Source organism: Cupriavidus sp. 10L43_2 (genome assembly GCF_056395265.1).
In genome coordinates, this window is record NZ_JBFTJE010000005.1 from 74,298 (window position 1) to 99,840 (window position 25,543).

Here is a 25,543-nt window from a genome sequence, read left to right on the forward strand (position 1 = left end):
CGTGCGGTAAAAGGAGTTTTGCGCGTGAATCGCGCAAAAACCCCCGCCAGCACGCGGCAAAGCGCAACCAGCCGCGAAATGGCTGGGCTAGAATGGCTCCTCGATTTTTTCCGGTACGAGCAAATGAGCAGCAAGACAAGCGGTGATGCACCGCAACATGCCCCCAATAGCCCTGAAGCGCAGTTGCGTCTCGCCGCGCTGGAATATCACCGCAGCCCGACCAAGGGCAAGATCCAGGTAACCGCCACCAAGGCGCTGTCCAACCAGCGCGACCTGTCGCTGGCCTACTCGCCGGGCGTGGCCTACGCCTGCGAGGAGATCGCCAAGGATCCGTCGATGGCCGCCGAGTACACCTCGCGCGCCAACCTCGTGGCCGTGATCACCAACGGTACCGCCGTGCTGGGCCTGGGCGACATCGGCCCGCTGGCCGGCAAGCCGGTGATGGAAGGCAAGGGCTGCCTGTTCAAGAAGTTCGCCGGCATCGACGTGTTCGACATCGAACTCGATGCCCGCGACCCGGACAAGATCGTCGAGATCGTCGCCGCGCTGGAGCCCACGCTCGGCGGTGTGAACCTCGAGGACATCAAGGCGCCCGAGTGCTTCTATATCGAGAAGAAGCTGCGCGAGCGCATGAACATCCCCGTCTTCCACGACGACCAGCACGGTACGGCCATCATCTCGGCCGCGGCGCTGCTGAACGGCCTGAAGGTGGTGGGCAAGGAAATCGGCAGCGTGAAGGTGGCCGTGTCGGGCGCCGGCGCCGCTGCCATCGCCTGCCTGGACACCATGGTGAGCCTGGGCCTGAAGCGCGAGAACATCTCCGTGGTGGACTCGAAGGGCGTGATCTATGTGGGCCGCGACGCCAACATGGAAGTCAACAAGGCCCGCTACGCGCAGGACACGTCCAACCGCACGCTGGCCGACATCGTCAACAACGCCGATGTGTTCCTGGGCTGCTCCACCGCCGGCGTGCTGACCGGCGAGATGGTCAAGACCATGGCCAACAAGCCCATCATCCTGGCGCTGGCGAACCCGGAACCGGAAATCCGCCCGGAAGTGGCCAAGGCCGCGCGCCCGGACTGCATTATCGCGACGGGTCGGTCGGACTATCCGAACCAGGTCAACAACGTGCTGTGCTTCCCGTACATCTTCCGTGGCGCGCTGGACTGCGGCGCGACGAAGATCACCGAGGAAATGAAGCTGGCCTGCGTAAAGGCGATTGCCGAGCTGGCCGAAGCCGAGCTGAACGACGCCGTGGCCGCCGCCTACGGTGGCCGTGAGCTGAAGTTCGGCCCGGACTACATCATCCCGACGCCGTTCGACCAGCGCCTGATCGAGAAGATCGCGCCGGCCGTGGCGAAGGCCGCCGAGGAATCGGGCGTGGCCACGCGTCCGATCCAGGACCTGGAAGCCTATCGCCAGCAACTGACGCACTACGTCTACCACACCGGCCTGATCATGAAGCCGGTGTTCTCGGCCGCCAAGGCTGCGCCGAAGCGCGTGGCCTACGCCGAGGGCGAGGAAGAGCGCGTGCTGCGCGCCGTGCAGGGCGTGGTGGACGAGGGCCTGGCCAAGCCGATCCTGATCGGCCGTCCGCACGTGATCCAGATGCGCATCGAGAAGGCCGGCCTGCGCCTGCGCCCGGGCGTGGACTTCGAGCTGATCAACCCCGAGGATGATCCGCGCTACCGCGCCTATCACGAGGCCTACCACACGCTGCGCGGCCGCGATGGCGTGACGCCGGACATGGCCAAGGTGGCGCTGCGCCGCTCGAACACGCTGATCGGCACCATGCTGATGCATATGGGCGATGCCGATGCACTGCTGTGCGGCACCGTGGGCCGCTTCGAAGCCCACCTGGAGCACGTGCGCGACGTGATCGGCCTGGCGCCGGGCGCCAAGGTGTTCGCCGCGATGAACGCGCTGATGCTCGAGAAGTACACGCTGTTCATCACCGACACGTTCGTGAACGACGACCCGAGCGCCGAGGAACTGGCCGCCATCACGCAACTGGCCGCCGAGGAAATCCAGCGTTTCGGCCTGCACCCGAAGGTGGCGATGATGTCGCACTCGATGTTCGGCTCGTCGAACCGCCCGTCGGCACGCAAGATGCGCGACGCCGCCGCGATCCTGGCCAAGGTGGCGCCGCAACTGGAAGTGGAAGGCGAGATGCAGGGTGATGCCGCCCTGGTCGAGGACGTGCGCCGTCACTTCCTGCCGAACACCAAGCTGGCCGGCAGCGCCAACCTGCTGGTCATGCCGACGCTGGATGCCGCCAACATCGCCTTCAACCTGCTCAAGATCACGGGCGGACAGGGCGTGACGGTGGGCCCGATCCTGCTGGGCGCGGCCAAGCCGGTGCACATCCTGAACCCGCAGGCCACCACGCGGCGTATCATCAACATGACGGCCGTGGCCGTCGCGGAGTCGAGCGCGGTGCGCTAAGCCGCGCTACCTGCCGAAACCGCCGGTACCAAAGAAAAACCGGGCCTGAGGAAACTCAGGCCCGGTTTTTTCATGTCGGTGCGCTGGCAGCGTCTGCCGGGGTTGCCAGCGCGTCGGCGGGGCGATTGCACTATTGCAGCACGTTGTACTGCTCCCGCATTACCACGATGATCGAGCGCGCCGCTGCCATGCGATGGGACAGGTCGTCGAAGGTATCCTCGCGAAAATCAACCTCAGCGCTCCAGTTGCAACCCGTATGGTCCGGCTGGTGCACGCGCATCGCGTGAAGTTCCGCCTCGCCGCATTCAGGGTTGTTGTCCAGGCACTGGCTCAGGATAGCCATCAATTCCGACCGGGTCTTCGCATAGCGCCTCATGAGTCACCTCTTTGGTTCGCCGCGGGATTCGCGCTGGTTCGTGGTCCGGCCCACAGTCCGGACAATTAATCTATGCAGCGGGCGGGGCAGTCGCCAATTGAATCCGCCTATGGAGCGCCGGCTTCCGATCCTGGCATCTATCCCGCAGCGCAGCAATCGCCGCCGTCCTGGCCATCCGCTGCGCTAGAACGTGATCCCCATCGACACCACCACCACCTGCGCCGACGAAGCAGGATTGAACCAGTACACGCCCGCGGTGACCCGCTTGAACGTCACCTGCGCAAACGGACCGCGTTGAATGTCGCGATCCGACTGATAGGCGCGCGTCCGCTGCACCGCCAGGCCGAGCCGGAGCCAGTCCGCCGGCCGATAGGCGAGTTCGCTCCACGCGTAGACGTAGCTCGATTCGCGCTCGCGCTGGTCATGCACGTATTCGATCTCGATGTAGTAATCGAACTTCCGCCAGGCAAGACTGGCCTCCAGGCCGCCGATCGGGCCTCGGACGTCGCCGCCGACCCAGCCCACGATCGGCGTAGCGGAGTAGGTGAGGGCTTCGCCGCCGGCGAACGTCCACCCGACGAAGGCCGACATCGCGCGTCGCGCCTCGTAGTTGACCCGCGTCTCCAGACGCAGCGCGCCAACATTCGCGCCGACGATGCCGGTCACATACTGCTCGCCATGACGCGGTATGTTCCAGTAGGCCGTGGCGGCGAGGCTTTTCTCCGGGCCGCCGGCTTCCTTCTCGTTTTCCCCCGCTTCGGCATGCGCGTCCTGGCAGGCCATGGCGATTGCCATTGCCATGCCGACGCCGCCGACTATCGCCCGGCATCGGGGGCCCATGTCAGCCACCCAGTGCGATGACCGCCATGGTCAGCGCCAGACCCAACGCCAGCATGCCGATGCCAGCGCGTATGGCGCCAAAGCCTGCATAGTGCCCGAGCGCCATGCCACCCACGAACAGCATGATCATCGAGAGCGCGCGTGAGATCAGCAGCGCAAGCGGCACGTGGTCGATCAGAACGAACGGCAGTGCCACCGGGAACGTCGACAGCACGACGATGAAGAAAATGCGCACCGCGCCAAGCCAGTCGGCGGCGTCGAGGGCGGGGCGCGACGGCAGGGTGGTCGCGCCGGCCAGCCGGGTGCGGATGGCTTCGAGTTCGGCGTCGTCGACCAGCGTCCTCATCACCGGCGGCAGCGTGTCGCGGATGATCCGCACGGCTTCCGCGGGATCGGCGGCGTGCTGCACCGCCAGCGCCAGCTTGATCCGCTGGCCGCGGTTGGCCAGCGTCCGCACGAGGAACATGACCGCGTCGACGAGCCCCCAGGCAAGGTTGCAGCCCAAGGCCGCGCGTAGCATCAGGTGCCCTGCGTCTGGACCGACCGAAGTGGAGACGGCGCCCACAAACGTCAGGGCCATGAACAGTCCAAACAACATCTCTGACACGCGATCGACGACATCGAGCACGGGCTCGCGTGTTTCCGCTGCGTTCTCGATGGCGATCTGATTCGGATTCATGAGGCGTCGTTCCTCGCAAAGTGCCGCCAGCCTGACCTATTTATAGGCGGATTTTTGCAAGGATTCGCTTGGCCGAAAGGCCCGATCGCGCCAATCGCCGCTGGTAGCCGGAATGAGGACGCGATGAGGACGCGATGGGGCGTGCATCATGATGCACCGTCCGTGTGCGGCCCAAAAAAAATGCCGTCCAGCACCTGGCTGGACGGCATCGCCGCCGAAACGGCCTCTTACTTACCGGTGACCCGGATCAGAACTTGTGGCGCATGCCCACGCCAAAGGTATCGCCGTGCTCGAGGCCGGTGATCTTGTCGTAGAAATACGCTGCGTACACGTCGGTGCGCTTCGACAGGTTGTAGTCGTAGGCCACCGCGAACGTGTTGCGCTTGAAGCTGGCCACTTCGTTCAGCGTCTTCACGTAGCCGTACGACGCCAGCACGTTACCCGCGCCCACCGGCACCGAGACGCCGGCCTGGCCGTCCATGTGCTTGATGTCGCCGTTGACGTTGGCGTTGACGTCGCTCTTGATGTACTGGCCCTGGGCGAACACCTTCACGACCTTGAAGTCGTACGACAGGCCGACCTGCACGGCGTTCTGCTTGTCGAAGCCCTGGATGTACGGGCTGTTGGGGCTGCCGGTGGAGCCGGTCAGGTCGCCCGGCGTGCTGTCGAACTTGACCTGCTGGTAGGCCACCGTCGCGGCGAAGTTGCCGGCGAAGTACGTCAGGTTGGCGCCGAACTTGTTCTTGCTGTTGTTGCCGGCCGACTCACCCAGGCTGTAGATGAAGTTGGCGGTCAGGCCGCCGAACGTCGGCGTGGAGTAGACGATGGAGTTGTTCCAGCCCGAATCGCCGATGATGCCCGGATCGTACAGCCGGCCGTTGTTGACCGTGAAGTACGTGTGGAAGATCTGCGGCGAGAACACATACGAGTCGACGAGCGGGTTGAACAGGATCGTCGAGACGAAGTACGGCGTGGTGTTGCGGCCGAGCTTGACCGAGCCGTAGGTGTTGTTCTGCAGGCCGACGTAGGCATTGCGGCTGAACATCGAGTCGCCGTTGAAGCGGCCCATCGAACCGGTGTCGGTGCGGAAGAAGCCGTTCAGGTCGAAGATGGCCTTGGTGCCCATGCCCAGGTCCTCGACACCCTTGATCCCCCAGTACGACGTCTGCATGCCGCCCGAATTGGCCACAAAGGCCCGGTCGCCGTTGCCCGGGCTCTTGACGCCACCGACGAACATGTCGGCCTGGCCGTACAGCGTGACGCTGGACTGGGCCATGGCCGCGCCGGAAAAGAGCATGGCGGCGACGGCCGCCAGCTTGATCGCCGGCTTGGACGCCGGCTTGTAGTTGTACTGCTTCTGCATGGTAAAGACCTCCGTGGTTGTGATGCCTGCTCAGAACGTTTCTTGTGTGTGCCGGAACCCTTCTGGGTCTCTCTGGTGTGCCGAACGTTGCTGCCTATCTTTCTCTCTCTCTTCTCCAGTTGCCGCGCGATGGGTGACGCGGCGACTAAGTCGCGGATACTAAGTCGTTCAGCCGGAACTGCGCAATGCGATGAATCTGATTGATGCAACTTTGCAACTCCACCTCGGGCGGGTTTTCGAGGCGGCTTGCAAAAGCGTCGATGATGCCGTGGCGGTCATAGCCGCGAACGGCCAGGATGAACGGGAAGCCGAATTTCTGGTTGTAGGCGGCGTTGAGCGCCTGCAGTCGTTCGAACTCCTCGGCCGTGCATTGGTCGAGTCCCGCGCCGGCCTGCTCGCGCGTGGATTCCGCAGTCAGCTCGCCGCGCACCGCGGCCTTGCCGGCCAGCTCCGGGTGGGCGCGCACCAGCTTGAGTTGGGCGGCCTCGCCCGCGGCATCGACGGCACCGCGCAGCGCAGCGGCCAGCGCGGCGGCATCGGCGAACGGGCGCTGCCGTGCGGCCGTCTCGGCGAACCAGGGCGAATGCTCGTAGATGCCGCCTAGTACTTCGACGAATTCGGCCTCGGGCATCGTATTGAGTTGGGCGAGGGTGTAGGTCGTGCTCATGCCTGGCTCCCGTGCGGATGGGTCTCGATCCAGTGTCGGGCGATGTCCACGCGCCGGCAGATCCATACCTTGTCGTGCGCTTGCACGTAGTCGAGGAAGCGCTGCAGCGCGCGGAAGCGCCCCGGGCGGCCGAGCAGCCGGCAGTGCATGCCGATCGACAGCATCTTGGGACGGTCCTGGCCCTGGGGGTCGCCCTCGGTATAGAGCACGTCGAACGCGTCCTTCAGGTACTGGAAGAACTGGTCGCCCGTGTTGAAGCCCTGCGGCGTGGCGAAGCGCATGTCGTTCGAGTCGAGCGTGTACGGCACCACCAGATGCGGCTTCTTCTTGCCGCCGGTGACTTCCACCTCGGTCCAGAAGGGCAGGTCGTCGCCGTAGTAGTCGGCGTCGTACAGCAGGCCGCCGTGCTCGACCACCAGCCGGCGCGTGTTGGGGCTGTCCCGGCCTGTGTACCAGCCGAGCGGCATTTCGCCAGTCAATTCCTTGATGATTTCCATCCCGATGCGCATGTGCTCGCGCTCGGTGGCTTCGTCGATGTTCTGGTAGTGAATCCAGCGCCAGCCGTGGCAGGCGATCTCGTGGCCCAGCTCGACGAACGCGCGCGTCAGCTCAGGATGGCGCTGGAGCGCCATCGACACGCCGAAGATCGTCAGCGGCAGCTTGCGCTGCTCGAACTCGCGCAGGATGCGCCAGACCCCGGCGCGCGAGCCGTACTCATACACGCCTTCCATGCTCATGTGCCGCTCGGGATAGGCCGCGGCACCGATGATCTCGGACAGGAACTGCTCGGAGCCGGCGTCGCCGTGCAGCACGTTGTTCTCGCCGCCTTCCTCGTAATTGAGCACGAACTGCAGCGCGATGCGCGCGCCGCCCGGCCAGCGGGCGTGCGGCGGGTGGGCGCCGTAGCCGATGAGATCGCGTGGATAGTTATCGTGTGTCATCTCTTATATGTCTGCTTCAGGAGAAATCTGCTGCTCGCATGAGCGAAGGTTTCGATTGTTGTCATCGCCCCTGGCTGAAGCGACTTCACTTACGCAAAGCGCGTGCCAGAGGCGTCTCATGCGAGTCCGGCGTTGTTGACATGTTTTAGCGATGGTTGCGTGCCAAATACCGTCAAGAACTGTCGGACAAAAATGTTGAATACGATTGTTGGATCAGGATTGTCGGGCTCACTCCGTGCCGTGGGAGTTGGCCGCCGCGTTGCGCATGGCCTCGTCGGCGGACTGCATGCCGTTGAAGAACAGGTTCAGCACGACCGCGACGATGGTGCCCAGCACGATGCCGCTGTGCGTGAACGGATCGGTCCACTTGGGCAGGTACTGGAACAGCGTGGGCGAGAGCGTCGGGATCATGCCGAAGCCGATGGAGATCGCCACGATGAACAGGTTGTGCCGGTTGCGCGTGAAGTCGCAGCTACCCAGGATGCGGATGCCCGATGCGGCCACCATGCCGAACATCACGATGCCGGCGCCGCCGAGCACGAACTGGGGCACCGACGCCACGATGTGCGCCATCTTCGGGAACAGGCCGAACGCGATCAGGATCACGCCGCCGGCCGCCGCCACGTAGCGCGAGCGCACGCCGGTCACGGTGACCAGGCCTACGTTCTGCGAGAACGAGGTGTACGGGAAGGTGTTGAAGATGCCGCCGATCACGGTGCCCAGGCCGTCGGCGCGCAGGCCGGCGGTCAGGTCGTTGCGGCTCAGCTTGCGGCCGGTGATGTCGGAGAGGGCCAGGAACATGCCGGTGGACTCCACCAGCGTGATCAGCATCACGATGCACATCGACAGGATGGCCGTGATCTCGAACGTCGGCATGCCGAAGTGGAACGGCGTGATGACGGCCACGAAGCTGGCGTCGCCCAGGCCCTCGAACGAGACCTTGCCGAACGCGGCCGCCACCACCGTGCCGATCACGATGCCGAGCAGCACCGCGCAGTTGGCGATCAGCCCCCGGCCATAGCGCGAGAGCAGCAGGATCACCAGCAGCACCAGGCCGGCGATGGCCAGGTTGCCGAGGTCGCCGTAGGCGAGGTTGGGCACGTCCTTGACCACGCCGTCGATCACGCTGCGCGTGGTCGGCTGCCCGCCGCCGGCCCAGTTGATGCCCACCCGCATCAGCGACACCCCGATCAGCGTGATCACCGTGCCGGTCACCACGGGCGGAAACAGCCCGAGCATGCGCCCCATCATCGGCGCAATCAGCACGCCGAACACCCCTGACGCGATCACCGCGCCGTAGATGCCGAGCAGGCCCACGTTGGGGTCGTTGCCGATGGCGATCATCGGCGCCACCGAGGCAAACGTCACGCCCATCATCACGGGCATGCGGATACCGAACTTCCAGAAGCCGATGGCCTGGATCAGCGTGGCGAGCCCGGCCGCGAACAGGTCGGCATTGATCAGGAACGCCAGCTGGTCCTTGGGCAGCTTGAGCGCCCCGCCGACGATGAGGGGCACGGCAACGGTGCCGGCGTACATCACCAGCACGTGTTGCAGGCCCAGCGCCAGCAGGCGCCCGGAGGGCAGCCGCTCGTTGGTGAGGTCCGTGGGGACCGTGGTGCTTGCGGAAGTCATGGGTGTGTCTCCTCTCCTTTGGTTTTGATGGGAACGCGCGCCGGGGTCCATGGCCTCTTGTTGTTATGAGGGTCTCGCGCCGTGCCTCTGTCGGGCGTTGCGGGCGTCGAGATTTGTGGGCCTGGCATCGGCAACAGGGGTGTGCTGTTGTCCGGCGGCGGGAACATCGCGCTAGGTGGAGCGGCCCAGCACGCTGCGAAGATCGAAATTGCCGGGTTCGTCCGGCTGCACGCGGTCCGCGCAGGCGCCAAGGTGGTGCGCCATGCGTGACTGGGCGAGGGCGGCGTCGCCCTGTTCCAGTGCGTCGAGAATGTCGTCGTGTTCGTCGAACGAGCACGCGTTGTGGCCGGGGGCCTCCACGCTGGCGATCATCAGCGTGGTGCGCGAGACCAGCCGGCGCATCATCGTCACCAGCAGGGCATTGCCGGACAGCTCGGCCAGCGCGGTGTGGAATTCAGCCGAGAGCCGGATCCAGCGCGGGCGCTCATGCGTCAGGAAGGCCTGCCGCTCGGACTCCACCATCTTGCGCAGCGGGGCGATCACGGTGCGGACGTTGGGCAGGCTGGCGAGCTTCTCCAGCACGGCGCGCTCGAGCATCTGGCGCAGCTCGAACATGTCGTGCGCCTCGTCGGTGGACGGGCTGGCGATGAACGCGCCCCGGTTCGGTTCGAGGTCGACCATGCCGTCCGCGGCCAGCCGGGAGAGCACCTTGCGCACGGTGTGGCGCGCGGTGGCATAGATCTCGCAAAGCGAATGCTCGGTCAGCTTGGTGCGGGGCGGCAGCCGGTGCTCCATGATCGCGTCGTAGATCTCGTGGTACATGCGCTCCTCCACGGAGCCCTTGCGGGCTGGCTTGTTGTCGGAGAGGGTGGACTGGGCATCGGCCACGGCGGCAATCAGTTTGAGATTCTTGGACATCCAGGGCACTCGCAAGGGAGACAGAGGGGATGATCGGGAGGCGCAACGATCCTGGCGAGTGGGTATCAAGCCGACATCAGGCGTCTTGATACTGGTCATGTCATCGCGTGGATCTAAAAATTGTTGACAATTATTTGGATATGCAAGCACTATTGTCAACAAAACCTGAGAAGGTTTTCGACAAGTACGGGAAATCCCCGAGTTGTCATCCGGGTTGGGCGGGCGCATTGTCGCCACGCACCAATCCAGCGCCGGGATGCGTTAAATGACGTACCGAGCGGGCATCATTCCCACAAATGGTGCTAGTGAAGGCAGCGGCGCCCCTCACAACCCACACCCGCAAAGGAAGAACAGATGGGACGCTTGACCACTCACGTTCTCGACACGGCCGCCGGCACGCCCGGCAAGGCGATGTCGGTCACCCTTCATAAAATTGTCGACAATCGCCGCGAGACGCTCAAGCGCCTCGTGACCAACCACGATGGCCGTTGCGACCAGCCGCTGCTGGAAGGCGATGCGCTCGTGGCAGGCGTGTACGAACTCGAGTTCGGCGTCGGCGACTATTTCCGTGCCCAGGGCGTGCAGTTGCCCGAACCGGCATTCCTCGACGTGGTGACGCTGCGCTTTGGCATTGCCGACACCGCTGCGCACTACCACGTGCCCCTGCTGGTGTCGCCGTGGTCGTACTCGACCTACCGCGGCAGCTGAGTAGCAGGCGGACGGGAAAAGGAGACAAGTCATGGAAGGTTACATTCTCGACTGGGCCAACATGCTGTTGCGCTGGGTGCACGTCATCACGGCCATCGCGTGGATCGGTTCCTCGTTCTATTTCGTCTGGCTCGACAACAGCCTGACGCCCCCCGGCGATCCGGCCCTGAAGGAGAAGGGCGTCGGCGGCGAACTTTGGGCCGTGCATGGCGGCGGGTTCTACAACCCGCAGAAGTACATGACCGCGCCCAAGGCGCTGCCCGAGAACCTGCACTGGTTCTATTGGGAGTCCTACTCCACGTGGATGACCGGCTTCGGCCTGCTGGTGGTGCTGTACCTGTTCAACGCCAGCACCTACCTGATCGACAAGAACGTGTTCGACATGTCGCCCGGCGCGGCGGTCGGCTTCGCGGTCTCGTACCTGATCATCGGCTGGGTGGTCTACGACTCGATCTGCCGGCTGTTCGGCAAGAGCGACCGCCTGGTGGGCATCCTGGTGGCGGTGTTCGTGGGCGTGGCGGCGTATGCGGCCTGCCACATCTTTTCGGGCCGCGCGGCGTTCCTGCTGACCGGCGCGATGATCGCCACGATCATGAGCGGCAACGTGCTGATCTGGATCATCCCGGGCCAGCGCAAGGTCGTGGCGGCGCTGAAGGCCGGCCAGCCGGTGGACCCGATCCACGGCAAGCGCGGCAAGCAGCGTAGCGTGCACAATACCTACTTCACGCTGCCGGTGCTGTTCGCGATGCTGTCGAACCACTACAGCATGACGTACGCACACAAGCAGAACTGGCTGGTGCTGATCCTGATCATGCTGGCCGGCGTGCTGATCCGCCAGTTCTTCATCCTGAAGCACAAGGGCAAGATCAACGTGGCGTGGCCGGCTGCCGGCGTGGCCCTCCTGGGTGTGGTGGCGGTGATGATTGCGCCGCAGCCGCGTCCGCAAGTGGCCAGCAACGCCGCGGGCGACGCCGCCAACGCGGTGAGCTTCGCCAAGGTGCAGGAAATCGTGAACGCCCGCTGCGTGCAGTGCCACGCGGAGGCGCCCAAGATGATGCCGACTGCCGCCAAGGGCATCAAGCTCGATACCGTCGACGAAATCAAGGCGCATGCGCAGCTGATCTACCAGCAGGCGGTGCAGCAGAAGGCCATGCCGCTGGGCAACGTCACGCAGATCACGGAAGACGAGCGCGCGCTGCTGGGCCAGTGGTTCGAGGGCGGCGCGAAGACCACCAACTGAATTTGACCGGGCATCGGTGATCGACGGTCCGGGGCTGTGCAGTCCCGGCGGCCGGCAGTACCGGACCGGCGAGGGTTTGAACGGGGCGCAAGCCCCGTTTTTTTATAGCGCGACGACTCTGGCTTGTCTCAGTGGCCGCCGACGTTGAACAGCGCCAGCAAGCCGAGCACGAGAAAGATCACCGCGGCGATCTTGTGCACGAGGGCGATCGGCATCCGGTTGGCGAAACGGTCGCCGAGCAGCACGGCGGGCGCGTTGGCCAGCATCATGCCGAACGTGGTGCCTGCCACGACGGCCAGCACTTCGCCATGGAAGCGTGCTGCCAGGGCCACAGTGGCGATCTGCGTCTTGTCGCCCATTTCGGCGAAGAAGAAGGCGACGATCGTGGTGCCGAGGATGCTCAGGGCACCGTTGGCCGGCTTGGCTTCCTCTGCCTCGTCGAGCTTGTCCGGAATCAGCATCCAGCCGGCCATGGCGATAAAGCCGAGGCCGAGGATCCAGCGCAGCAGGTTGGCGCCGAGCACCTGCGTGATCCAGCCGCCGAGCGCGCCGGCGAAGCCATGGTTGACGAGGGTGGCGATCAGGATGCCGGCGATGATCGGCAGGGGTTTGCGATAGCGTGCGGCCAGCACGAGCGACAGCAATTGCGTCTTGTCGCCCATTTCTGCGAGCGCGACGATACCTGTGGAGACGAGGAACGATTCCATTCTTATAGGATTGATACCGGGCCGCACACGCATCGCGAGATGCCAATGACGCACACCTTTCCCGGCCCGGCCAGAAAGGTATGGTCATCGGTCTCGCCAGGCGTTAGACATAGGAGTCAGGCACGAAGCCCGCTCGGGTCCTGCGCTGCGTACGCCATAACCGTTGATGCTGGACACCACGGTCAAGTCTGTTGACGTACGCCCCTGTCTGCCGTGTGCCGCATTGCGCGGCGCGGTGAGACGAGGGCGGCTACTCCCCAATGGAAGTCGTAATTGTACTAAAAGGCGGCGGACACTGTCCACCGCCTTTGGCATGGCTGTTGGGAAATGCGGGTCAGGTCAGACCGGCACGGGCGAGTTGTCGCTGGTCTGGCGGCCGCGGAAGTCGGTCCAGCACAGGGCCTTGAAGTCGTACAGCTTGCAGCGGCGCGCCGTGCGGAAGTACCAGCGCCACGAGAAGTTCTCGATGATGATGCGGCCCGGCAGCGCATGCTCCAGCAGGGTCTGGGCGCGCTTGAGCCGGTACAGCGGCACGCTCATGTCCACGTGGTGCGCGGTGTGCTCCATGATGTGGTGGAGCGCGGCGCCGATGCCGAAGCGGAAGCGCAGGTGCACGGTGGTCGAGACGAACGGCTGGGCCTTGGCCCACATCGGCTTGGTGTCGTACCACGCCACGCTCGTGTGCGTGTGGTGGACATACAGCACGAAGCCCACGGTCAGGTTCCAGATCAGGAAGGGCAGCACGAAGCCGGCGCCGACCAGCCCCAGGACCGACTGGTCCGTGGCCACGGCCAGCCAGGCCAGCGCACCGATCCAGATGGCGCCGAAGGTGGCCACCAGCGTGCAGTCCCACATGAAGATCGCGCGGCGCGTGGCCATCTGGCGCTTGCTCGGGAAGAACAGCTTGAACCACCAGATCTCGATCAGGTAATAGAGTCCGGCGCCGAAGCCATTGCGGTAGACCCGCTCCATCACCCGGCGCCAGCGCGGCAGCGCGCGGAATTCCTCGAGCGAGTAGGGCGCCCAGACGAAGTCGAAGCCCTTGAGGTTGGTGTACCCATGGTGGACCACGTTGTGGCCGACTTCCCACAGGCTGTAGGGCGTGAGCGACGGCAGGAACGTCAGCCGGCCGAGCCATTTGTTCAGGCCACGGCGGTCCGTCAGGCTCTGGTGGCAGGCATCGTGGCCGATGATGAACAGCCGGGCGATCACCAGACCCAGCAGCACGCCGAGGCCGAGCTTGGCCCACCACTGCGGCGCCAGGACCACGCCGGCCAGCACCGCGGCGAAGATCGCGTAGTCGAGCGCGAACAGCGTCAGCGCGCGTGCCACGCTGCGCTCGCCGAGCGGAATCAGCCAGCCACGGATGGTCTTGCGGTTAGGGAAGGGGGCCTCGAAGGCGATGGGTTCCGGCAGGGGAACGCCGGCGAGCTTGCGGGGCGGGTGGGCAGGGTGGGAAGCCGGCTCAGCAGTCTGGGCCGGCGATACATCCAGAGATCGGGCAGTCATGTCAGTCTTTTTGGGTCTGTCTTGGCGCACCCGATAGCCGGGGGCGGGCAATGCGACAGCCTAGAAGGCTTTGATGACGGTTGTGTTGATGCTGGTCAAGGCGGACGGGCGACAACACGTATTTGCCTGCCGTCCGTCGCCCAAAAGCGATCAACCCGCCAGTTCCCGCGTGGCTTCGCCCATGATGTAGACGTTGTCCACTACGCGGTCGTCGCCGAGCATGGCGAAGGCGAACAACTGCTCTTCGAGCGTCTCGGAGCGGCTGCTGCGGCGGGCGATCAGCGGCGTGGCCTCGGGGTCCAGCACCAGGAAGTCGGCCTCGCAGCCCACGGAGAAGCTGCCGATGCGGTCCGCCCAGCCCAGCGCCTCGGCCGCGCCGCGCGTGGCCAGGTAGAACATGCGCAGGGCGGTCAGGTGGTAGCCGCCCATGCGCGCCACCTTGTGTGCCGCGTTCATGGTGCGGAACATCGAGAACGAGGTGCCGCCACCCACGTCGGTGGCCAGCGTCACGTTCAGGCGGTGGGCATCGGACTGGTGGAAGTCATAGAAGCCGCTGCCCAGGAACAGGTTCGAGGTGGGGCAGTGCGCCACGGCGGCGCCGCTGTCGGCCAGCCGGCGGCGGTCGTCCTGGTCGAGGTAGATCGCGTGGCCGTAGAACGCGCCGGGGCGCAACAGGCTGTAGCGGTCGTACACGTCCAGGTAGCTGCGGGCGTCGGGGAACAGCTCGGCCACCCATTTCACCTCGTCGCGGTTCTCGGCCACGTGGGTCTGGATGAAGGCGTCCGGATGCGCGCGCGCCAGTTCGCCGCAGGCGGCCAGTTGCGCCTCGGTGGAGGTCGGCGCGAAGCGCGGCGTGATCGCGTAGGCGAGCCGGCCCTTGTTGTGCCACTTCGAGATCAGGTCGGCGGAGTCCCGCGCGCCGCTCTCGGCCGTGTCGCGCAGGAATTCGGGGCAGTTGCGGTCCATCATCACCTTGCCCGTGATCATGCGCAGGTTGCGGTCCTGGCTCGCGGCGAACAGGGCGTCGGCGGAGGTGGCGTGCACCGTGCTCCAGACCATCGCCGTGGTGGTGCCGTTGCGCAGCAGTTCGTCGGCGAAGAACTCGGCCACGGCGCGCGCGTAGGCGGGCTCGCTGAAGCGGCGTTCCTCGGGGAAGGTGTAGGTATCGAGCCAGTGCAGCAGGCCCGGCGACGGCGACGCGATGATGTCGGTCTGCGGATAGTGCACGTGCGTGTCGATGAACCCCGGCACGAGCAGCTTGCCGCGATGGTCGACCACCTCGGCACCGGCCGGGATGTCGCGCGCCAGGTCCTCGTACAGCCCCACGGCGGCGATGCGGCCGTCCGTGACGAGCATCAGGCCATCTTCCCAATATTGATACGCCTCCTCATGGAACTGCGGATCGCGCAGGAAGTGGAGGATGCGGCCGCGAATGGCGCGGGTCTTGGCGGGATTGGGGGAAGTGGTGGTCATCTTCTCGTCTCAGGGGCGGCCGGACCTGGGGGTCCGGCGTCTTGTTTATGCGCCCGGTCAGGTCGTGGGAGCCGTCGCGGGCGGGTTCTCGGGCGTGGCGGACCAGAAATGGTCCACCTCGGCCAGGTAGTCGGCCTTCTGCTTGGCGGGCAGGAAGGCCGCTTCGAAGCTGTTGCGGGCCAGCTTGTAGGCGTCGGCGGCGTCCAGCGGCAGCGCGGCGAACGAGGCTTCCCAGTTGGCGTTCATGTAGCCGCCGAAATAGGCTGGATCGTCCGAATGCAGCGTCACGGCCACGCCGGCATCGAGCAGGCGCTTCATCGGATGGTCGCGCAGGTCGGGGTAGACCATCAGCTTCTGGTTCGACAGCGGGCATACCGTCAGCGCGATGCGCTCGCGCGCCAGCCGCTGCACCAGGGCCTCGTCCTCGACGGCGCGCACGCCATGGTCGATCCGCTCCACACCGAGGATGTCGAGCGCATTGATCACGTACTGCGGCGGGCCCTCCTCGCCGGCATGGGCCACGCGATGCAGGCCGAGCGCCTTGGCGCGGGCGAACACGCGCGCGAATTTCTCGGGCGGATGGCCCTTTTCGGACGAATCCAGCCCCACGCCGACAAAGCGGTCGCGGTAGGGCAGGGCCGCCTCGAGCGTCTCCAGCGCGGCGTCTTCGGACAGGTGGCGCAGGAAGCAGAGGATCAGGCTGCTGGAGAAGTCGTACTCGGTGCGGGCCTGCGCCAGTGCGTCGGCAATGCCGTCGATGATCACGCCCATCGGCACGCCGCGTTCGGTATGGGTCTGCGGATCGAAGAAGATCTCGGCATGGCGGACGTTGTCGGCGGCGGCGCGCTTGACGTAGTCCATCGTCATGTCGAAGAAGTCTTCCTCGGTCAGCAGCACGCTGGCGCCGGCGTAGTAGATGTCGAGGAAGGACTGGAGATCGGTGAACGCGTAGGCTGCGCGCAGCGCCTCCACGTCAGGGTAGGCCAGCTTGACCCGGTTGCGCTGGGCCAGCCGGAAGATCAGCTCGGGTTCGAGCGTGCCTTCGATATGCACGTGCAGTTCGGCCTTGGGAGTACGGCGGATGCTGTCCGCGAGCGCGGCATCGATGGTCATGGGGCCTCTTTTATGTCTTGGGCGGCTGCCGGATCGCGGCGGCCGAAGTTACGGATGCGTCGCTTCCGCCTGGCTGGCAGCCAGCGCCGCAGCGCGCTGGTCGCGCACCTGAAGCAGCTGGGCGACGATGGCTACCGCAATCATAGCCGGTGCCTTGTCCGTAATGCCGGAGACTCCCATGGGACACGTCATTTCCGGGAAGCGGGCCGGGTCGATCCCGTGCTCCGCCATCCGGTGTTCGAACTTCGCGCGCTTGGTTTTCGAGCCGATCAGGCCGAAGTAGGCGTAGTCCGTGCGGCGGAAGATGCGCTCGCAGAGCGCCTGGTCCAGCGCGTGGCTGTGGGTCATGACCAGGAAATACGCGCCGGGCGGGGCCTGGTCGACCACGGCCTCGGGGGTATCGGAAGCCTCGGCCTCGACGTTCTCGGGCAGCCCGCCCGGGAACAGCGTGTCGCGCTCGTCCACCCAATGCACGCGGCAGGGCAGCGTGGCGAGCACCTTGACCAGCGCATGGCCGACGTGGCCGGCGCCGAACAGCACCACGTGCATGTCGTCTGGCACCAGCGTGTCGATCCAGGCGCCGTCGGGGCGCAGGGTCGCGGACGGCAGCAGCGCGCGGCTCGGCGCCACGGTGACGGGGCCGGCGGCCGGCACGGTCCGCTCCAGCGCCTTGCCACTGGCGAAGGCGGCCTCCACGGCCTCGAGCCAGCCCAAGTCCTCGGCGCCGAGCACCTCGAACGCCAACTGCACCACGCCGCCGCAGCACTGGCCCAGCGACGGGCCGAGCGGAATCCGCTCGATGCGGCGGGCGGCGGTGCCGGCGCCATGGGCACCCTCGGCGGCCATCATCGACCGGGCGATGTCCATCCCGCGCCATTCAAGGTGCCCGCCGCCGATCGTGCCGACCAGATCGCCGGCCGTGACCAGCATGCGGATGCCGGGCTCGCGCGGCGCGGAGCCCTTGACCTCGACGATGGTGACCATCGTCACAGGCACGCCGGCGCGCACCCAGCGGGCGGCGTCGGCGAAGCGGAAGGGTTTGAGCGGGGCGTCCTGCATGATGATGGCCGCCTCAGGCGCGCGCCGCCTGCACCGCTTCCACGGCATCGAGGATGGCCTCGCTCGTGGCCGGGGCGCGCAGCGGCGGGTTGATGCGATAGTCGCCTACCGCCGCGATGGCGTCGCGGATCGCGAAGAACACCGAGAACGGCAGCAGCAGCGGCGGCTCGCCGACGGCCTTCGAGCGGTGGATGCTGTCCTCCACGTTGCTGTTCTGGAACAGCCGCACGTTGAAGTCCTCCGGGCAGTCGTTGATGGTCGGGATCTTGTAGGTGGACGGCGCGTGCGTCATCAGCTTGCCGTTCGGGTTCCACCACAGCTCCTCGGTGGTCAGCCAGCCCATGCCCTGGATGAATGCGCCCTCCACCTGGCCGATGTCGATGGCCGGGTTCAGGGACTTGCCGGCGTCGTGCAGCGCATCGGCGCGCAGCAGCTTCCATTCGCCAGTCAGCGTATCGACGAGCACTTCCGAGCATGCCGCGCCGTAGGCGTAGTAATAGAACGGCCGGCCCTGCAGGGCCTTCTGGTCCCAGTGCAGCTTGGGCGTCGTGTAGAAGCCATCCGACCAGAGCTGCACGCGGGCCACGTAGGCTTCGCGGGCCAGGTCGCCGAAGGACAGGCGCAGCTCGCCGGCCACCACGAGGTCATCGCCGAAGCGCACCGTGTCGGCGTCCACGCCGGCATTGCGCGCCGCGAAGGCGGCCAGCCGCTCGCGGATCTGGCGCGCGGCGTCCTGCGCGGCCTTGCCGTTCAGGTCGGCCCCGGTGGAGGCGGCCGTCGCCGAGGTGTTGGCCACCTTGCTGGTATCGGTGGCGGTCACGCGCACGCGTTCCAGGCGGATGCCCAGCTCGTGCGCCACCACCATCGCCACCTTGGTGTTCAGGCCCTGGCCCATCTCCGTGCCGCCGTGGTTCACCAGTACCGAGCCATCGTTGTACACGTGCACCAGCGCGCCGGCCTGGTTGAAGTGCGCCACGTTGAACGAGATGCCGAACTTCACCGGCGTGATGGCGATGCCCTTCTTGAGCACCGGGCTCGTCGCGTTGAACGTGCGCGTGGCGGCGCGCCGGGCCTGGTACTCGCTTGATGCCACCAGCTCGTCGATCAGCTCGTGGATCACGTTGTCTTCCACGGTCTGGCCGTACGGCGTGACGTTGCGCTCGCCCTTGCCGTAGAAGTTGGCGCGGCGCACGTCCAGCGAGTCCTTGCCGACGTTGCGGGCGATGTTGTCGAGGATGTATTCCACCGCGAACGCGCCCTGCGGGCCGCCGAAGCCACGGAAGGCGGTGTTGCTCTGCGTATTGGTCTTGCCGCAGTAGCCGTCGATCTGCACGTTCGGCAGCCAGTAGGCGTTGTCGAAGTGGCAGATCGCGCGGGTCATCACGGGGCCGGACAGGTCCGCCGAGAAGCCGGCGCGCGACACCATCTCCACCTGCACGCCCTCGATGCGGCCCGCGTCGTCGTGGCCAACCTCGAAGTCGAACACGAAGTCATGGCGCTTGCCGGTGATCATCATGTCGTCGTCGCGGTCCGGACGCAGCTTCACCGGGCACAGCAGCTTCCAGGCCGCCAGCGCGGCGCAGCAGGCGAACATGGCCGACTGCGATTCCTTGCCGCCGAAACCGCCGCCCATGCGCCGGCACTCCACCAGCACCTGGTGCGCGTGCCAGTTGAGCATGTGCGCCACGGCGTGCTGCATTTCGGTGGGGTGTTGCGTCGAGCACCAGACGTGCATGCCGTCGTTCTCGCGCGGCGCGGCGTAGGCGATCTGGCCTTCGAGGTAGAACTGCTCCTGCCCGCCGAGCTGGATCTTGCCGGCATCGCGGTGGGTGGCCCCGTCGATGTGCGCGCGCGGCGCGCCACGGGTCAGGTGCATAGGCGGCAGCACATAGCTGCCGGCGGCGTGGGCGGCCTCGGGCGAGAGCAACGGCGGCAGGTCTTCGTAGTCGATCTCGGCCAGGCGGGCGGCGCGGCGCGCGGCGTCGTGCGACGACGCCACCACCACGAAGATCGGCTGGCCGATGAACTGCACCACGTCGCGCGCCAGGATCGGGTCGTCGTGGATGATCGGGCCGCAGTCGTTCACGCCGGGGATGTCGTCCACGGTCAGCACGGCCACCACGCCGGGCGCGGCGCGCACCTTGTCGAGCGACATGGCGCGCAGCCTGGCATGGGCGCGGGCGCTCATGCCCAGCGCGGCGTGCAGCGTGCCGGCCAGCTCGGGGATGTCGTCGGTATAGGTGGCGGTGCCGGCCACGTGCAGGTGGGCGGATTCGTGCGGGCGCGAGATGCCGACTTGCGGCGAGGCTTCGGCGGCCACGCTGGCGTCGAGCAGGAAGGGTTCGGTCTGCTTGTTCATGGTGCGGGCTCTCCTCAGGCGCTCACGGGTTCGCCGGCGCCGAGGGCGCGGACGTTGACCACGGCGGCGGGCAGCGCGTCGGCGCGCGTTTCCAGCCAGAAGCGATAGAGCAGGTTGGCGGCGCCGCGCGCGCGGTAGGCGGCGGTGGCGCGCATATCGGTCAGCGGCTGGTAGTCCTGGCCGAGTGCGGCCATGCCGGCGCGGGCGGTGGCTTCGTTCCACGGCTGGCCGATCAGGGCGGCTTCGGTGAGGGCGCCGCGCTTGGGCGTGGCGGCCATGCCGCCGAAGGCGACGCACGCCGCCGTGACGATGCCGCCCTCCACGGTGATGGCAAACGCGGCGCAGACGGCCGAGATGTCCTCGTCGAACCGCTTCGACAGCTTGTACGTCCGGAAATGCTGCGGGCCCCGGGAGCCCTTCGTCGGCACGCGCAGCCCGGCGACGAACTCGCCCTCGGCCATCGCCGTCTTCTGGTAGGCGAGGTAGAGGTCCTCAAGCGGCATGGTGCGGCGCGTCTCGCCGCGCTGGAGCACCACCTCCGTGCCGAGCGCGATCAGCGCCGGCATCGAGTCGCCGATCGGCGAGCCGTTGGCGATATTCCCGCCCAGCGTGCCGGCATTGCGGATCGGCAGCGAGGCAAAGCGCTTCCACATCTCGTCGAGTTCCGGGTGGGCGGCGGTCAGCGCCGCGTAGGCGCGCTCCAGCGTCACGGCGGCGCCGATCTCGAGGAAGCCGTCGCGCTCGGCCACGGTGTTCAGGTCTTCCACCTGCCCCACGTAGAGCAGGTTGCCGAGTTCACGGAACTGCTTGGTTACCCAGAGACCCACGTCGGTGCTGCCGGCCAGGATGCGGATGCCGGGCTCGGCGGCCTTGATCGCCCCGAATTCGGCGGCGGTGCGCGGGGCGTAGAAATGCTGGCCGCGCACGCTGTAGTGGAAGGTCTCGCCGCGCTTGAGGTTGCGCAGCGTGTCGGCGATCTGCTTCGGATTGAGCTTGCTGGCGGCGGGCGCGGGCAGCGCCATCATGCGCTGGCCGGCGTCGATGATCGGCCGGTAGCCGGTGCAGCGGCACAGGTTGCCGGTCAGGGCGTCGCAGATCTCCTGGCGCGCCGGGGGCTCGCCGCCGGGCGTGTGCTGCTGGTACAGCGCCCACAGTGACATCACGAAGCCGGGCGTGCAGAACCCGCACTGGGAGCCGTGGCACTCCACCATGGCCTCCTGCACCGGGTGGAGCGTGCCGTCCGCCTGGCGCAGGTCTTCCACGGTGATCAGGGCCTTGCCGTCGAGCGTGGGCAGGAACTGGATGCAGGCGTTCACGGCCTTGAAGGCCACGTCGCCGCCATCCTGCAACTCGCCGATCACGACGGTGCAGGCACCGCAGTCACCTTCGGCGCAGCCTTCCTTGGTGCCGGTGCAGCGCACGTCCTCGCGCAGGTACTGCAGGACCGTGCGGGTCACCGGGGCGTCGGACACTTCCTGGACCTGGCCGCGGTGGAAAAAGCGGATGGTTTGCGTCTCCATGGTCTTCTCTCTTTCGGGGATGGCGGAAACATAGCACCGGCCACTTTCATGCAATATTCGGCCCAGGTGATATGCCCCATCAATGCGCGACCGCTGGCGCGGTCCGGCGCCGTCTTCCCCGCCTGGAACCCAGCGCGGGCGCGGCTTGCCGGCGGACTCCGGGTCTTCCCGTAGTGCGCCGGCATTTGACCGCCCGTGGGGTGCCTGACATACACTATGCGCCGTTCCCATCCCCCACGCCAGCCACGCCCGCCCCCGGGTGCCGCCGGTTCTCGCCATGCACGGACGCGACCATCTCGATACCTATTTGCTGCGGGTGCTGCACACCCTGCTCACCGAGCAGAGCGTGACCCGCACCGCCGTGCGCCTGGGCCAGTCGCAGCCAGCCATCAGCAACACGCTGAAGCGGCTGCGCGAGATCACCGGCGACGCCATTCTGGTGCGCGGCAAGAGCGGCATGGTGCCGACCGAGCGCGGCCGCGAGCTGCTGGCGCTGGCCGAGCAGAGCCTGGCGGCGATGGACCGCATCGCCCGGCCGCCGCAGCAGTTCGACCCCGCCACCACCACGCGCACCTTCCACCTGGGCGCGCCCGATTATCTGGATGCCTTCTTCCTGCCAAATATCGTCGAGCGGGTGCGGCGGCTGGCGCCGGGGGCCAAGCTGTTCGTGCATCCGATGACGCAGGCGAGCGATTTCCTCGATGCGCTGGAGCAGGGCCATCTGGACATCGTGGTCGGCAACTGGCTGTCGCCGCCCGAGCACCTCCATATCTCGCCGCTGTTCGACGACGAAGTGGTCTGCATGCTCGGCGCCCAGCACCCGCTGGCCCGCAACGGGCTGACGCTGCGCCACTACCTGGAGATGCCGCACCTGGCCCCGGCGCCGTACGCGTCGATGCAGCGCAGCATGATCGACCAGGCGCTGGCCGAGCAGGGCTACAAGCGCAACATCCAGGTCACGCTGCCGTACTTCGGCCTGGTGCCCTACGTGCTGATGAAAACGGATATGGTGTTCACCACGGGCCGCCAGTTCGCCGCGCATTACGCGCAGTACCTGCCGATCCGGATGGTGGCGTCGCCGGTGCCGTTCCCGCGCATGCGGTTCTACCAGCTATGGCACGAGCGCTGCCACGCAGCGCCCGATGTGATGTGGATGCGGCGGATGATCGCCGAGGTGGCCGCCGACCTGCCGCAGCTGCCGCGGCTGGAGGCCACGGCAGTCTGAGCAATGGGTGGGTTTACTTCCCTTCGTAGCTCGGGAAGAACAACTGTTCGCCGTCCACCTTGTAGCTGGCGATGGTCTGCTGGCCTTCCTTCGATGTGACCCACTCCACGAACTTCATCGCGTCCGTGTAGTTCGTGCCCGGGTGCTTGGCCGGGTTCACGGCGATCACGCCGTACGGGTTGAACATCTTCGGATCGCCCTCGATGGCAATCGCCAGCCCGGTCTTGGCGCGATAGGCGCCATAGGTGGCGCGGTCGCTCAGGGTGTAGCCGGGCATCTGCGCCGCCATGGTCAGCACCTCGCCCATGCCCAGGCCGGCATTCACGTACCACGGCTGGCCCTTCGGCTCGATGCCGGCACGCTTCCAGTAGTCCTTTTCCATCACATCGGTGCCCGAGTTGTCACCGCGCGAGATGAACTTGCTGCCGCTGGCGGCCAGTTTCTTGAACCCGGCGATGACGTCCTTGCCGCCCTTGACGTGGGCCGGGTCGCCGGCCGGGCCGACGACGATGAAGTCGTTGTACATCACGTCGCGCCGGTTCACGCCGTAGCCGGCGGCCACGAATTCATCCTCCATCTTGCGGGCGTGCACCAGCAGCACGTCCACGTCGCCCATCTCGCCCATCTTCATCGCCTTGCCGGAGCCCACCGCGATGACCTTTACGTTGACGCCGGACTTCTGCTCGAACTTCGGCAGCAGGTATTTCAGCAGGCCGGAATTCTCGGTACTGGTGGTGGTGGCCATCTTGAGTTCGCCGGCCTGCGCAGCGGAAAGTGCCGACGCCAGCACAAGCACGGTGGCTACGTGGATCGCGCGGGGGAGGGGGAAGCCAGTGCGGGACATCGATCGTTCCTTTATTATGTTTTCGAAAACACAATTGCCACGACGCTGATGCTTCGTGGAGAATGCGTGGACAAACATCGTGAAACACAGGGCACACGATTGTTATCCGGCCACATCGTTCCTGTAAATATGCAAGGTATTTCATATGACGTTCAGGTTTGACCTGTTCCCGGTCATTGCCGCCGATGACAATCCGCGTGCCAACGGCAAGGTGTTCCAGTTGCTGAAGGCCGTACGCGAGACCGGCTCGCTGCACCGCGCCGCGCAGGAGATCGGCCTGTCGTACCGCCATGCCTGGGGCGTGATGCGCAACTGGGAAGAGATGCTCGGCCGCAGCATGCTCGACATGGAGCGCGGGCGCGGCGCCTCGCTGACGCGCTTCGGGGAGCGGCTGCTGCGCGCCGAATCGCGGCTGCGGGAGACCATCGATCCCGCCGTGCAGAAGGCCATGGCCGATTTCCTGCTCGAACTCGACGACGCCGTGCAGCCGCAAACTGTGGTGCATTTCTCCGGCAGCCACGATCCGGCCATGGAAGTGCTGTCGACGGCACTAAAAGAGGCGCCTACCGCTCTCCAGCTCGACACCGTGTTCTGCGGCAGCGTGGAAGGGCTGATCTGCCTCCAGGAGCGCCAGTCGGAATTGGCCGGCTTCTATGTCTCGCCGATCCAGACCGCCGGGTCGGTCGCCCATGTGACGCTGCGCAAATGGCTGCGGCCCGCCACGGTGCGGCTGGTACGGCTGGCGTGGCGCGAGCAGGGGCTGATCGTGGCGCCCGAGGTGGCGCGCGAGATCCGCGACCTGCGCGACCTCGTTCGCACCGGTGCACGCTTTATCAACCGCCAGCGCAGTTCGGGCACGCGCATGCTGTTCGACCAGCTGCTGGCCGCGCAGGGGCTCTATCCGGACCAGATCACCGGCTACGAAGACCCCGAATTCAGCAATGACAAGGTGGCCGAGGCCGTGCAGGCCGGCCGTGCGCAGGTGGGTTTCGGTCTGCGGATGAACGCCGAGCAGCACGGGCTGGGCTTCGTGCCGCTCACGCGCGAGGCGTACTACCTGGCCCTGCGCAAGAACGATGCGACCGCGCCGTGGATGGGCGCGCTGCTGGCGCTGCTGGCCGATCCGGCCTTCGCGCGCCGCATCGAGGCGCTGCCCGGCTACACGGCTGCCGAGCCGGCCGGCATCCTCACCCCGCAGGAAGCGCTGCCCTGGTTCGGCGCGGACGGCAAGGAAGGCGCCTGAGCGGGGCCATCGCCCCAATCCGCCAACCCGCGTCGGCTCCCATCCTCCACCCGTATTACACTCCTCCCCAATTACCCACGAGGAGTCCCGCCCCATGCTGGAAACCGCCGCGCTGGCTGCAGGCATGTCCTGGGCCAGCGGCCTGCGTCTCTACCTGGCCGTGCTGGCGGCCGGGGTACTGGCGCGCCTGGGCTGGCTGGACCTGCCCACGGGGCTCCAGGTGCTGTCGTCGTGGTGGGTCATCGGCGTGGCCGGCGTGCTGGCCCTGGCCGAGTTCATCGCCGACAAGGTACCCGGCTTCGATACCGCCTGGGACGGCATCCAGACCTTCATCCGCATTCCCGCCGGCGCGATCCTGGCCGCCGCGGCGTTCGGCGAACTCGATCCCCAGTGGATGGTGGCCGCCGGGCTCGTGGGCGGCACGCTGGCCGGGGCGGCGCATGCCACCAAGGCTGGCACGCGGGCGCTGATCAATGTCTCGCCGGAGCCGTTCTCGAACTGGGCGGCCTCGTTCACCGAGGACGTCGGCACCATAAGCGGCCTGCTGCTGGCATTTTTCCTGCCCGTGGTGTTCCTGATCCTGCTGGGCGTGTTCCTGATCCTTGCGATCTGGCTGATCCCGAAACTCTGGCGCGGCGTGCGACGCCTGCACGCCAGCCTGCGCGGCCCGCGCTGACTC

Annotated in this window: 22 protein-coding genes and 1 riboswitch; of the genes, 6 read left to right on the plus strand and 16 right to left on the minus strand. The window is 66.5% G+C overall.

Annotated elements, in window-relative coordinates; all coding sequences use genetic code 11:
• Nucleotides 1–123: 123 nt before the first annotated feature.
• The gene (locus AC1DEL_RS08990; protein WP_092292297.1) at nucleotides 124–2,445 is read left to right on the plus strand and encodes an NADP-dependent malic enzyme; all 2,322 of its coding nucleotides are present in this window, start codon (nucleotides 124–126) and stop codon (nucleotides 2,443–2,445) included.
• A gap of 130 nt (nucleotides 2,446–2,575) precedes the next feature.
• Here the strand turns inward: AC1DEL_RS08990 and AC1DEL_RS08995 are convergent, their stop codons facing one another.
• The 8 genes from AC1DEL_RS08995 to AC1DEL_RS09030 form a co-directional block, all read right to left on the minus strand.
• Nucleotides 2,576–2,821, minus strand: coding sequence for a hypothetical protein (locus AC1DEL_RS08995; protein WP_092292299.1), 246 nt, complete (start codon nucleotides 2,819–2,821; stop codon nucleotides 2,576–2,578).
• Nucleotides 2,822–3,004: 183 nt separating this feature from the next.
• The gene (locus AC1DEL_RS09000; protein WP_477125601.1) at nucleotides 3,005–3,622 is read right to left on the minus strand and encodes a hypothetical protein; all 618 of its coding nucleotides are present in this window, start codon (nucleotides 3,620–3,622) and stop codon (nucleotides 3,005–3,007) included.
• Between the two features lie 40 nt (nucleotides 3,623–3,662).
• Nucleotides 3,663–4,340, minus strand: coding sequence for a VIT1/CCC1 transporter family protein (locus AC1DEL_RS09005; protein WP_092292303.1), 678 nt, complete (start codon nucleotides 4,338–4,340; stop codon nucleotides 3,663–3,665).
• Between the two features lie 247 nt (nucleotides 4,341–4,587).
• The gene (locus AC1DEL_RS09010; RefSeq protein ID WP_092292305.1) at nucleotides 4,588–5,703 is read right to left on the minus strand and encodes a porin; all 1,116 of its coding nucleotides are present in this window, start codon (nucleotides 5,701–5,703) and stop codon (nucleotides 4,588–4,590) included.
• Nucleotides 5,704–5,848: 145 nt separating this feature from the next.
• The gene (gene uraD / locus AC1DEL_RS09015; protein ID WP_092292307.1) at nucleotides 5,849–6,370 is read right to left on the minus strand and encodes a 2-oxo-4-hydroxy-4-carboxy-5-ureidoimidazoline decarboxylase; all 522 of its coding nucleotides are present in this window, start codon (nucleotides 6,368–6,370) and stop codon (nucleotides 5,849–5,851) included.
• Entirely contained in the window at nucleotides 6,367–7,311 is a 945-nt protein-coding gene (gene puuE, locus AC1DEL_RS09020) for an allantoinase PuuE (protein ID WP_092292309.1), read from the minus strand. Before puuE ends, uraD begins: the two co-directional genes overlap by 4 nt.
• Nucleotides 7,312–7,539: 228 nt before the next feature.
• Nucleotides 7,540–8,946 (minus strand): nucleobase:cation symporter-2 family protein, encoded by a 1,407-nt coding sequence (locus tag AC1DEL_RS09025; protein WP_092292311.1) that lies wholly within the window; start codon nucleotides 8,944–8,946, stop codon nucleotides 7,540–7,542.
• A 171-nt stretch (nucleotides 8,947–9,117) separates the two neighbouring features.
• Nucleotides 9,118–9,864 carry a GntR family transcriptional regulator gene (locus tag AC1DEL_RS09030; protein ID WP_092292313.1) on the minus strand — a complete coding sequence of 249 codons (747 nt, stop codon included), beginning with the start codon at nucleotides 9,862–9,864 and terminating at the stop codon, nucleotides 9,118–9,120.
• Between the two features lie 354 nt (nucleotides 9,865–10,218).
• On the opposite strand from AC1DEL_RS09030, the gene uraH reads away from it, so the two are divergent.
• Both uraH and AC1DEL_RS09040 read left to right on the plus strand, forming a co-directional pair.
• Entirely contained in the window at nucleotides 10,219–10,572 is a 354-nt protein-coding gene (gene uraH, locus AC1DEL_RS09035; protein WP_477125600.1) for a hydroxyisourate hydrolase, read from the plus strand.
• A 31-nt stretch (nucleotides 10,573–10,603) separates the two neighbouring features.
• Nucleotides 10,604–11,812 carry a urate hydroxylase PuuD gene (locus AC1DEL_RS09040; RefSeq protein WP_441591940.1) on the plus strand — a complete coding sequence of 403 codons (1,209 nt, stop codon included), beginning with the start codon at nucleotides 10,604–10,606 and terminating at the stop codon, nucleotides 11,810–11,812.
• A 128-nt stretch (nucleotides 11,813–11,940) separates the two neighbouring features.
• Here the strand turns inward: AC1DEL_RS09040 and AC1DEL_RS09045 are convergent, their stop codons facing one another.
• The 7 genes from AC1DEL_RS09045 to xdhA form a co-directional block, all read right to left on the minus strand.
• Nucleotides 11,941–12,519: a TMEM165/GDT1 family protein gene (locus AC1DEL_RS09045; protein WP_092292319.1), complete on the minus strand. Its 579-nt coding sequence runs from the start codon at nucleotides 12,517–12,519 to the stop codon at nucleotides 11,941–11,943.
• Nucleotides 12,520–12,582: 63 nt separating this feature from the next.
• Nucleotides 12,583–12,790: riboswitch (yybP-ykoY riboswitch) on the minus strand.
• Between the two features lie 68 nt (nucleotides 12,791–12,858).
• Nucleotides 12,859–14,028 carry a fatty acid desaturase gene (locus AC1DEL_RS09050; RefSeq protein WP_477125599.1) on the minus strand — a complete coding sequence of 390 codons (1,170 nt, stop codon included), beginning with the start codon at nucleotides 14,026–14,028 and terminating at the stop codon, nucleotides 12,859–12,861.
• Between the two features lie 150 nt (nucleotides 14,029–14,178).
• Nucleotides 14,179–15,501: a guanine deaminase gene (gene guaD / locus AC1DEL_RS09055; RefSeq protein ID WP_477110257.1), complete on the minus strand. Its 1,323-nt coding sequence runs from the start codon at nucleotides 15,499–15,501 to the stop codon at nucleotides 14,179–14,181.
• Between the two features lie 57 nt (nucleotides 15,502–15,558).
• Nucleotides 15,559–16,614, minus strand: a complete 1,056-nt coding sequence (locus AC1DEL_RS09060; RefSeq protein WP_441643853.1) for an adenosine deaminase — start codon at nucleotides 16,612–16,614, stop codon at nucleotides 15,559–15,561.
• A gap of 48 nt (nucleotides 16,615–16,662) precedes the next feature.
• Nucleotides 16,663–17,673 (minus strand): xanthine dehydrogenase accessory protein XdhC, encoded by a 1,011-nt coding sequence (gene xdhC / locus AC1DEL_RS09065; protein WP_477125598.1) that lies wholly within the window; start codon nucleotides 17,671–17,673, stop codon nucleotides 16,663–16,665.
• 13 nt (nucleotides 17,674–17,686) lie between these two features.
• Nucleotides 17,687–20,032 (minus strand): xanthine dehydrogenase molybdopterin binding subunit, encoded by a 2,346-nt coding sequence (xdhB, locus tag AC1DEL_RS09070; RefSeq protein ID WP_441643851.1) that lies wholly within the window; start codon nucleotides 20,030–20,032, stop codon nucleotides 17,687–17,689.
• 14 nt (nucleotides 20,033–20,046) lie between these two features.
• A complete protein-coding gene (xdhA, locus tag AC1DEL_RS09075; protein WP_477125597.1) occupies nucleotides 20,047–21,552 on the minus strand; it encodes a xanthine dehydrogenase small subunit in 1,506 nt (501 codons plus the stop codon).
• A gap of 277 nt (nucleotides 21,553–21,829) precedes the next feature.
• On the opposite strand from xdhA, the gene AC1DEL_RS09080 reads away from it, so the two are divergent.
• On the plus strand, nucleotides 21,830–22,777 hold the full coding sequence (locus AC1DEL_RS09080) for a LysR substrate-binding domain-containing protein (RefSeq protein WP_092292331.1): 948 nt from the start codon (nucleotides 21,830–21,832) through the stop codon (nucleotides 22,775–22,777).
• Nucleotides 22,778–22,790: 13 nt separating this feature from the next.
• Here the strand turns inward: AC1DEL_RS09080 and AC1DEL_RS09085 are convergent, their stop codons facing one another.
• A complete protein-coding gene (locus AC1DEL_RS09085; RefSeq protein WP_454756909.1) occupies nucleotides 22,791–23,621 on the minus strand; it encodes an ABC transporter substrate-binding protein in 831 nt (276 codons plus the stop codon).
• Nucleotides 23,622–23,766: 145 nt separating this feature from the next.
• On the opposite strand from AC1DEL_RS09085, the gene AC1DEL_RS09090 reads away from it, so the two are divergent.
• Complete coding sequence (locus tag AC1DEL_RS09090; RefSeq protein WP_477112999.1) at nucleotides 23,767–24,864, plus strand: substrate-binding domain-containing protein; 1,098 nt, start codon at nucleotides 23,767–23,769, stop codon at nucleotides 24,862–24,864.
• Nucleotides 24,865–24,958: 94 nt separating this feature from the next.
• Nucleotides 24,959–25,540, plus strand: a complete 582-nt coding sequence (locus tag AC1DEL_RS09095) for a DUF4126 domain-containing protein (RefSeq protein ID WP_092292335.1) — start codon at nucleotides 24,959–24,961, stop codon at nucleotides 25,538–25,540.
• Nucleotides 25,541–25,543: the final 3 nt, after the last annotated feature.

Coding starts and splice junctions, on each gene's coding strand:
- AC1DEL_RS08990 (WP_092292297.1), top strand. CDS start 124: ATGAGCAGCAAGACAAGCGGTGATGCACCGCAACATGCCCCCAATAGC.
- AC1DEL_RS08995 (WP_092292299.1), bottom strand. CDS start 2,821: ATGAGGCGCTATGCGAAGACCCGGTCGGAATTGATGGCTATCCTGAGC.
- AC1DEL_RS09000 (WP_477125601.1), bottom strand. CDS start 3,622: ATGGCAATGGCAATCGCCATGGCCTGCCAGGACGCGCATGCCGAAGCG.
- AC1DEL_RS09005 (WP_092292303.1), bottom strand. CDS start 4,340: ATGAATCCGAATCAGATCGCCATCGAGAACGCAGCGGAAACACGCGAG.
- AC1DEL_RS09010 (WP_092292305.1), bottom strand. CDS start 5,703: ATGCAGAAGCAGTACAACTACAAGCCGGCGTCCAAGCCGGCGATCAAG.
- uraD (WP_092292307.1), bottom strand. CDS start 6,370: ATGAGCACGACCTACACCCTCGCCCAACTCAATACGATGCCCGAGGCC.
- puuE (WP_092292309.1), bottom strand. CDS start 7,311: ATGACACACGATAACTATCCACGCGATCTCATCGGCTACGGCGCCCAC.
- AC1DEL_RS09025 (WP_092292311.1), bottom strand. CDS start 8,946: ATGACTTCCGCAAGCACCACGGTCCCCACGGACCTCACCAACGAGCGG.
- AC1DEL_RS09030 (WP_092292313.1), bottom strand. CDS start 9,864: ATGTCCAAGAATCTCAAACTGATTGCCGCCGTGGCCGATGCCCAGTCC.
- uraH (WP_477125600.1), top strand. CDS start 10,219: ATGGGACGCTTGACCACTCACGTTCTCGACACGGCCGCCGGCACGCCC.
- AC1DEL_RS09040 (WP_441591940.1), top strand. CDS start 10,604: ATGGAAGGTTACATTCTCGACTGGGCCAACATGCTGTTGCGCTGGGTG.
- AC1DEL_RS09045 (WP_092292319.1), bottom strand. CDS start 12,519: ATGGAATCGTTCCTCGTCTCCACAGGTATCGTCGCGCTCGCAGAAATG.
- AC1DEL_RS09050 (WP_477125599.1), bottom strand. CDS start 14,028: ATGACTGCCCGATCTCTGGATGTATCGCCGGCCCAGACTGCTGAGCCG.
- guaD (WP_477110257.1), bottom strand. CDS start 15,501: ATGACCACCACTTCCCCCAATCCCGCCAAGACCCGCGCCATTCGCGGC.
- AC1DEL_RS09060 (WP_441643853.1), bottom strand. CDS start 16,614: ATGACCATCGATGCCGCGCTCGCGGACAGCATCCGCCGTACTCCCAAG.
- xdhC (WP_477125598.1), bottom strand. CDS start 17,673: ATGCAGGACGCCCCGCTCAAACCCTTCCGCTTCGCCGACGCCGCCCGC.
- xdhB (WP_441643851.1), bottom strand. CDS start 20,032: ATGAACAAGCAGACCGAACCCTTCCTGCTCGACGCCAGCGTGGCCGCC.
- xdhA (WP_477125597.1), bottom strand. CDS start 21,552: ATGGAGACGCAAACCATCCGCTTTTTCCACCGCGGCCAGGTCCAGGAA.
- AC1DEL_RS09080 (WP_092292331.1), top strand. CDS start 21,830: ATGCACGGACGCGACCATCTCGATACCTATTTGCTGCGGGTGCTGCAC.
- AC1DEL_RS09085 (WP_454756909.1), bottom strand. CDS start 23,621: ATGTCCCGCACTGGCTTCCCCCTCCCCCGCGCGATCCACGTAGCCACC.
- AC1DEL_RS09090 (WP_477112999.1), top strand. CDS start 23,767: ATGACGTTCAGGTTTGACCTGTTCCCGGTCATTGCCGCCGATGACAAT.
- AC1DEL_RS09095 (WP_092292335.1), top strand. CDS start 24,959: ATGCTGGAAACCGCCGCGCTGGCTGCAGGCATGTCCTGGGCCAGCGGC.